We start from the raw sequence: 8,467 nt of genomic DNA, 5'->3' as shown, positions 1-8,467 counted from the left end.
GCCGAAATTGCTGTCAAAAGTCCAAGTCCTGCGAGTTTATTTTCTGATTTCATTTTTTATCTGTCTGTTCGTTTGGTGTTGTCTTTTAAGCTGCCGCATAACTTGTAAATATACGCAATAATAACCATATTTTTGAAATTTCCAAAACGTTTTTGAAAAAAATTATTTCTCAAAATCAGATAGTTATGTTGTATGAATACAAATATGAGATTTTTTTGGTGTATAGAGCAATAGATTGAGGCAATCTAAATACGCAATGCTATTTTGTGTTGTCAAGAGTATCCAAAGGGCTTTTGATTTTTTGTATCGCCTGATTGCTAACTTTCGTGTAGAGTAGTGTGGTTTTGATATCCTTGTGCCCTAAAAGTTCCTGTATGAACCGAATATCTGTCCCTTGCTCTAAAAGATGTGTTGCAAAACTATGACGCAAACTATGAATACCCACATCTTTGTTGATTTTCGCTTTTTTGAGAGCGTTCTTAAATATCTGTTGCACACTCCGAATGCTATATTGCTCCCCATACTGCCCCTCAAATAAGTACACTTTGGGTTTGTAAGCCAGCCAGTAGCTCCTTAATTGCTCTAAAATACTATGCGGCAAATTGACATATCTATCTTTTTTGCCTTTGGCTTTTTCAATCAAGACTCGCATATTCTCACTATCAATATCCGTGATTTTAAGTCCAACAATTTCGCTTACTCGCAAGCCCATTCCATACACGAGCTTCAAAATGGTGTTGTGCTTCAAATTTGTGGTTACCTCAAATATTTTTTGAATATCTTTCGCCGTAAGAGCCTTGGGAAGGTTTTGGTGTTTTTTGGGTCGTGGGATTTCCAAAAAAATCTTAGGACGTTTCAATACTTGCTCAAAATAAAACTTTATTGCGTTGATACGACTATGCAGGGTACTTTCAGAAAGTTTCAAGAATTTGATGCAATACAAAAAGTAACTCCTCAATTTTTCAGAGTCCAAATCATTTACATCATAGTCTTTGAGCAAATAAAGCAATTGTGCAAATTCATTGCGATAGGTTTTAATAGTAGAAGTGCTATATGCTTTGAGTTCCAAAGTTTCTACTAATTTCCGCAAAGCCTCTTGGTTGTTTTCGCAGAGCTGATGCCAAGCCTTCGTCTGAGGAATTTGTTCGGGCAAGGGCAAGTCAAACTTTTTTCTGTAAAAAGCATTATCAAGTACATACCAACACTTATTCGTGTTGCTCCATTTTGCACCCGAAAGACCTTTTACCCATTCATTGGTAGTTTTATCAAAGGGGAAGCGAATAAAAATCACTTTTCTGCCTTTATGCTCCCCCAACTCAAAAGTAATGCCGCTCATACAAATTGCCTTAAAAATCGCAAATCGTTTTCGGTAAATAGGCGTAAATCCTTGATTTGGTATTTGAGCATTGTGATACGCTCCAAACCCATTCCAAAGGCAAAGCCTGTGTATTTTTCGTTATCAATACCACAATTTGAAAAAACGTTGGGGTGTATCATTCCCGAGCCGCCAATTTCTACCCAACCTGTATGCTTGCATACATTACAGCCTTTACCCTTGCAAATCAGACAAGAAATATCAATTTCGGCACTGGGTTCGGTAAAAGGGAAAAAAGAAGGACGAAAACGAATTTGCGTTTCTTTGCCAAACATTTCCCTAACAAAATGATATAGTGTTTGCTTCAAATCTACAAAGCTCACATTTTCATCAATAAAAAAGCCTTCTACTTGATGAAAAATACAATGAGCCCTTGCCGAGATAGCTTCGTTCCGATATACTCTGCCAATAGAAAAAGTCCGTAAAGGAGGCTTTTGGGTACGCATCACACGTATCTGCACCGAAGAGGTATGGGTACGCAAGAGAATATCAGGATTTTTCTCCACAAAAAAGGTGTCTTGCATTTCCCGAGCAGGGTGATTTTCAGGGAAATTCAGCCCTGTAAAATTGTGGAAATCATCTTCAATTTCGCCCCCTTCCGACTGATTGAAACCCATACGTTCAAAAATCTCTACAATACGATTTCTCACAATCGTAAGCGGGTGCGTAGAACCCAACTGATAAGGCTCGGCGGGTAAGGTCAAATCCACAGGGGCTTGTATAGCTACGGTTGCATTTTCAAAAAATTCTTGCTTCTCTTTGAAAATACTTTCAGCCTTTTGTTTTAGCTCATTTACTGCCATTCCGTAATTTTTTCGCTCATTGGGAACAATATTTTTAATCTCCTCCATTAGAGCAGGAATTTTCCCTTTTTTGGCTAAAAACTGCAAACGAAATTCCTCTAATTGCTTGGGATTTTCAATAACAAAACTTTCTAATTCGGCTAAAACTTGTTTTACTTGTTCAAAAGCGTTCATATCTGATAATATTTGGGGTAAATATTTGTTCCAAAAAGCAAAGTAAAGAAATTCAGCGTAAATGTTAGATGTTTGGGGTGTAATTTTTCGAAAGCAAAATCTAAAACCTCGTTCTACTTTCAAAAATTTTGTAGTTTTGCAGGCGAAATGTATTGAAACTGATTTTTTGATTTTTTCTCAAAATCTCTGAAAAATGGTTTAAGTTTGAAGTTTTTAATGTTTAGAGTTCAAGCCACAAACCAAAAACCTCTAAATTTTAACTTATTTTCGTAATATTATGGAAATTTCTACCAAATACGACCCACAGCAAGTTGAACAAAAATGGTACAGCTATTGGCTAAAACATAACTTTTTTGCCTCCAAACCTGATAGTAGAGAGCCTTTTACGATTGTCATACCACCGCCTAACGTTACAGGCGTATTGCATATGGGGCATATGCTCAACAATACCATTCAAGATGTACTGATTCGTAGGGCAAGAATGTCGGGTAAAAATGCCTGCTGGGTGCCCGGCACCGACCACGCTTCCATAGCTACCGAAGCCAAAGTAGTAGCAATGCTCAAAGAAAAAGGCATTGAAAAGAAAGACCTAACACGCGAGGAATTTTTGAAATATGCTTTTGAATGGAAAGAAAAATATGGCGGAATAATCCTTGAACAACTCAAAAAACTTGGTTGCTCTTGCGATTGGAACAGAACACGTTTCACAATGGAAGAAGAACTTTCAAGGGCTGTTATCAAGAGTTTTGTACATCTTTATCGCAAAGGTTGGATTTACAGAGGTGTCAGAATGGTGAATTGGGACCCTGTTGGCAAAACTGCCCTTTCCGATGAAGAGGTAATTTTCAAGGAAACGCAGTCTAAAATGGTGTATGTCAAATATAAATTGGTAGAAGGAGAGGGGGCTGATGATTATCTCACGGTTGCTACGGTTCGTCCTGAAACTATACCCGGTGATGTAGCTGTTTGTGTAAATCCGAATGATGAACGTTACAAGCATTTGATAGGCAAAAAGGCAATCGTGCCTTTGGTGAATAGAAAAGTGCCTATCATTGCCGATGAGTATGTGGATATGGAATTTGGCACAGGTACGCTAAAAATTACACCTGCTCACGATATTGCTGACTACGAAATAGGCATAAAGCACAATTTGCCTGCGATTGATACCATTGGCGATGACGGAACAATGTCCGAGGCGGTTGGCATTGCCAAATACGTAGGCAAAGATAGATTTTGGGTAAGAAAAGAAATTATCAAGGACTTGGAAGAGGCAGGGCTTTTGGTAAAAGTAGAAGACTATAAACATCAGGTAGGCACTTCTGAGCGAACAGGTGCAGTGATTGAGCCTAAACTTTCTATGCAGTGGTGGCTCAAAATGAGTGATATTGCCAAACCCGCCTACGAAAATGTGATGAACGATACCATTCGCTTTTTCCCCGATAAGTTCAAGAATATGTATCGTAGCTGGATGGAAAACCCCAAAGATTGGTGCATTTCTCGTCAGCTTTGGTGGGGACAGCAAATTCCTGCTTTTTATGATGATAAAGGCAATGTAGTAGTAGCCGAAACTTATGAGGAGGCTTTACAAGAATACAAAAAACACTATCCCGAAAGCAAAGATATTACGCTTCGTCAGGACGAAGACGTCCTGGATACTTGGTTTAGCTCTTGGCTTTGGCCTATTTCTGTATTTGACGGCTTCAAAGACCCCCAAAACGAGGATATTCGCTACTATTACCCCACAGATGTTTTGGTAACAGGCTTTGATATTATTTTCTTTTGGGTTGCTAGAATGATAATGGCAGGCTATGAGTTTCGCAAAGAAAAGCCCTTCAAAGATGTATATTTCACAGGGCTGATTAGAGATAAACTGGGCAGAAAAATGTCCAAATCTTTGGGCAATAGCCCTGATGCACTTAAACTAATGGAATTGTATAGTGCCGATGGAGTGCGTTTTGGTGTGCTTTTCAGCTCGGCGGCAGGAAATGATTTGCTCTTTGATACACCTGTTCCCAAATCGCAGAAAAAAGAAGATATAGAAGCCTTTTTGAACAGCCCCGACTCACACAATTCCAAACTCTGCGAACAAGGACGCAACTTTGCCAATAAAATCTGGAATTCTTATCGCCTTATCAAATCTTGGCAAGTAGCTCCCTCTGCTTTGGAGCAAGGACAAGTAACTGAAGCTATCTCTTGGTTTCAAGCCCGCTTGAACGAAGCCCTTTCCGAAATAGAAGACCATTTCACCAAATATCGTATTTCAGAGGCTTTGCAGACTATTTACAAACTCTTTTGGGACGATTTCTGCTCTTGGTACTTGGAAATTATCAAGCCCGAGTATGGCAAACCCATTGATGAGCAGATTTATCAGCAAACCATTACGTTTTTTGATACACTTTTGCGTCTGTTGCACCCATTTATGCCTTTTATTACCGAAGAAGTTTGGCAAAATATTCAGCCACGCCAAGAAGGGGAAAGCATTTGCGTTGCTCCTTATCCTAAAAGTGAGCGTTTTGATAAAAATATACTCCAAGAAGCCGAGCTTGCTTTTGAGGCAGTTACGCAAATTCGTAATGCTCGTAATGCTCATCAAATTTCGCCCAAAGAAATTTTAGAAATTGCCATAAAAAAATCTGAAAATGAAAAGATTTTACAAAAATGGCAAAAAACTATTGAGAAGTTAGCAACGGCTCGGATTGGCTTTGTAGAGGAGAAGCCTACCCAATCGGTAAAGTTTTTGGTAAAAACAGAAGAGTTTTTTGCTCAAATAGCCGTAGAAGTAGATTTGGAGCAAGTGAAAAAGGATTTAGAATATTACAAAGGTTTTCGCGAAAGCGTGTTGAAAAAACTTTCTAACGAAAAATTTGTTGCCAATGCCAAACCCGAAATCGTAGAAAATGAACGCAAAAAACTCGCTGATGCAGAAGCCAAAATCAAGGCTTTGGAAGAAATATTGGGCTAACCGCCAATTTCTTGTAAAACTTTTTTTTCTGCAAAAGTGCATTTGCCCGATTTGATGAGGTACTCGGCTATGGCTTTCTTGAAGTCCTCTTCCAAACGACTTTCAGGCAAAAGAGCAATGATTTTTTTTCTATCTTCTTGCAAATGCAAAGCATAGCTCATTAGCGAAGGAACGCCACATTCTACGGTGAAACGCAAAAAAATAATTTCTACATTTTCAGGCTCTTGGGCAAGGGCTTTCTGCAAATAACTGCTTGCTTCCCAAAAAAAGTTGAGTTTTATAGCGGGCAGAAAGCTATATTTGCCTTTAAGAGCCTGCAAAGCTCCTTGATAGGCATAGCGTACGGCTTCGCTGATATTTTCTTGATGAATAGCCTGCTCAAACTCTTTGAGTTTTCTCTCATTTTCGGAAGCCTCTTTGTATAGTTTGCGTAAAAGTTGTGTCATAGTTGTTTTTCAATCAAGATACTTTTGATATTGGTAAATTCACGAATACCTGCTACGGAAAGTTCTCGTCCATAGCCCGAATTTTTTACTCCGCCAAAAGGTAATTGCGGCATTGATTTTACGATGCTATTCACATAAACGCTTCCTGCTTCTAAATGTTTAGAGAGCGTTTCAGCCTTTTCCAAGTCTTTTGTCCAAATAGAGGCTCCCAAACCATAACTGCTCTGATTGGCAAGCCTAATGGCTTCTTTTTCGTCTTTGGCACAAATTACCGAAGCCACCGCTCCAAACAGCTCCTCACGAAAGGCAGGGCTATCGTAATCGCTTACTTGCAGAATGGTTGGCTCAAAAAAAGTACCTTGATTTTCTGTTTTGCCGTAAATCAGTTGGTTGGTGCTTTGCAAACTTTCTTTTACTTGCCTGCTTAAATTTTCGGCTAAATCTACTCTTGCCAAACAGCTATAATCGCTGGTTTCATTGAGGGGGTTACCTTGCCGAAGTTTTTTGAAATTTTCTACGAGAGCTTCCAAAAATGGCTCATATACTTCTTTGAGTACAATAAACCTTTTGGCGGCAATACAACTTTGTCCGTTGTTTATCATACGAGCCGTGCAGGCATTTCGGGCTGTTAGTTCAATATCCGTATCAGCAAGAACAATAAAGGCATCACTTCCGCCAAGTTCCATTACACTTTTTTTCAGATGTTTTCCTGCAAGGCTGGCAACGGCTCTGCCCGCTCTTTCGCTACCTGTGAGTGTAACTGCCTGTACGACAGGCGAAGCAATTACTTTTTCTACCAAATCAGTTTCTATCATCAGGTTTTGGAATGTTCCTTCGCCAAAACCTGCTTCTTGAAAAAGTTTTTCAAGTTCTATGCTACACAAAGGTACATTCGGGGCGTGTTTGAGCAAAACGATATTGCCCGCCAGCATAGTGGGAATGGCAAAACGGAAAACTTGCCAAAAGGGAAAATTCCAAGGCATAATGCCCAAAACACCGCCTAATGCTTCGTATCGGATATAACTTTTGTGCGTTCCTGTATTTATCCATTCCTCCGACAAAAAATTTTCAGCATTTTGGGTATAATATTCGCAAAGCCAAGCACATTTTTCTATTTCGGCTCGGGCTTCTTTGATGATTTTCCCCATTTCTTTGCTGATAAGTTCAGCATATCGTTCTTTGTTTTGTAAAAGTTTTTGGGCTAAAAATTTTATTGGCTCTATTCGCTCTGCCAAAGGTACAAATCGCCATTCTTGATAGGTTTTGTGGGCTTTTTGTAATTTTACATCTAATTCTTTTTCGCCTATTGCCGCAAAATTGGCATAGAGTTCTTGGGTAAAAGGGTTGCGACTTTCAAACATTTTTGCGTGTTTTACGTTTGTTTCTTGCTGAAAGCTATAAAATTTCCTTAAAAAGCCCAAACAATGTTCACTGGAATTATTGAAACACTTGCCGTAGTAGAAAAAATTGAAAAAGACCAAGAAAATTTGATTTTTACCCTGCAAACGCCGCTTGCTCAAGAGCTGAAAATTGACCAAAGTCTTGCTCATAACGGCGTATGCCTGACGGTTACGCATACCAATCAGCAAGACCTTTATCAAGTAACGGCTATTCAGGAAACTTTACGAAAAACTAATTTGACAACTTGGAAAGTAGGTGATAAAATAAATTTGGAAAGGGCTATGCTAATGGGTGGGCGACTTGACGGGCATATTGTTCAAGGACACGTTGATGAAATCGGTACTTGTACCGATATTCAAGATGAGCAGGGAAGTTGGCTTTTTACTTTTGAATATAGCTCTCATTCTGCCAATATTACCATTGAAAAAGGCTCTATTGCTATCAATGGCGTGAGCCTGACCGTGGTCAATTCTCAAAAAAATCGCTTCTCGGTGGCTATTATTCCCTATACTTACGAGCATACGAATTTTCATCAGCTCAAAGTAGGCGATAAGGTGAATTTAGAATTTGATATGATTGGCAAATATTTGCAAAAACTTGCCGAAGTGTATTGGAAAAAATAGCTTAAAGGTTTTTATGCGTTTTCGCTTTGTGTAACCGATTTTTGCTTTGCATAATAAGTACAAATTTGCTTAAAATCACATTTTTCGCAATGCGGCTTGCGAGCTGTGCAAATATATCTGCCGTGTAAAATCAGCCAATGATGAGCTTTGGGTATTAGCTCGGCAGGAATATTTTGGGTGAGTTCTTTTTCTACTTGCAAAGGGGTTTTGGCTTTTGCCGAAACCAAGCCCAATCGGTGCGAAACCCGAAAAACGTGGGTATCTACTGCCATAGCAGGCTGATTGTAAATCACTGAAGCAATAACGTTGGCTGTTTTTCTGCCTACGCCTTGCAAAGTTTGCAGTTCCTCAATAGTTTCAGGAATTTCGCCTTGGTAGGTTTCTACAATACGCTTGGCGGCGGCTATGAGGTGTTTGGTTTTGTTATTGGGATAAGAAACGCTTTTGATGTAAGGATACAACTCCTCAAAAGTAGCTTCTGCAAGACTTTGAAGCGTGGGAAAACGCTCAAATAAAGCAGGTGTTACAGCATTCACTCTTTTGTCGGTACATTGTGCCGAAAGAATAACTGCCACAAGCAACTGATAGGGGTTTTCGTATTGAAGTTCGGTTGTAGGTTCGGGAAAGTTTTGGGTAAAATAGTCTAAAAGATACTTATAGCGTTGTTTTTTGGTCATAGATTA

7 protein-coding genes are annotated in these 8,467 nt (G+C 39.2%); 2 read left to right on the top strand and 5 right to left on the bottom strand.

Going from position 1 to position 8,467, the window contains the following annotated elements; translation table 11 throughout:
- Positions 1–259 precede the first annotated feature (259 nt).
- Entirely contained in the window at positions 260–1,336 is a 1,077-nt protein-coding gene (locus ACWITO_RS03090) for a tyrosine-type recombinase/integrase (RefSeq protein WP_448528545.1), read from the bottom strand.
- On the bottom strand, positions 1,333–2,352 hold the full coding sequence (pheS, locus tag ACWITO_RS03085) for a phenylalanine--tRNA ligase subunit alpha (protein ID WP_448528544.1): 1,020 nt from the start codon (positions 2,350–2,352) through the stop codon (positions 1,333–1,335). The genes ACWITO_RS03090 and pheS overlap by 4 nt, the downstream gene beginning before the upstream one ends.
- A gap of 277 nt (positions 2,353–2,629) precedes the next feature.
- Between pheS and ACWITO_RS03080 the strand changes: the two genes are divergently transcribed.
- Positions 2,630–5,314, top strand: a complete 2,685-nt coding sequence (locus ACWITO_RS03080; protein ID WP_448528543.1) for a valine--tRNA ligase — start codon at positions 2,630–2,632, stop codon at positions 5,312–5,314.
- Here ACWITO_RS03080 and ACWITO_RS03075 read toward each other — a convergent pair.
- Entirely contained in the window at positions 5,311–5,760 is a 450-nt protein-coding gene (locus ACWITO_RS03075; RefSeq protein ID WP_448528542.1) for a hypothetical protein, read from the bottom strand. The two genes, ACWITO_RS03080 and ACWITO_RS03075, sit on opposite strands and share 4 nt — an antisense overlap.
- A complete protein-coding gene (locus tag ACWITO_RS03070; RefSeq protein ID WP_448528541.1) occupies positions 5,757–7,121 on the bottom strand; it encodes an NAD-dependent succinate-semialdehyde dehydrogenase in 1,365 nt (454 codons plus the stop codon). Before ACWITO_RS03070 ends, ACWITO_RS03075 begins: the two co-directional genes overlap by 4 nt.
- 63 nt (positions 7,122–7,184) lie before the next feature.
- Between ACWITO_RS03070 and ACWITO_RS03065 the strand changes: the two genes are divergently transcribed.
- Positions 7,185–7,784 (top strand): riboflavin synthase, encoded by a 600-nt coding sequence (locus ACWITO_RS03065; protein ID WP_448528540.1) that lies wholly within the window; start codon positions 7,185–7,187, stop codon positions 7,782–7,784.
- Positions 7,785–7,795: 11 nt separating this feature from the next.
- On the opposite strand, the gene nth is transcribed toward ACWITO_RS03065, so the two are convergent.
- A complete protein-coding gene (gene nth / locus ACWITO_RS03060) occupies positions 7,796–8,461 on the bottom strand; it encodes an endonuclease III (RefSeq protein WP_448528539.1) in 666 nt (221 codons plus the stop codon).
- Between the last annotated feature and the right edge of the window lie 6 nt (positions 8,462–8,467).

The organism is Raineya sp. (assembly GCF_053497555.1).
Note: the sequence above shows the minus strand (reverse complement) of the source record. Positions and strands in the feature narration are given on the sequence as shown.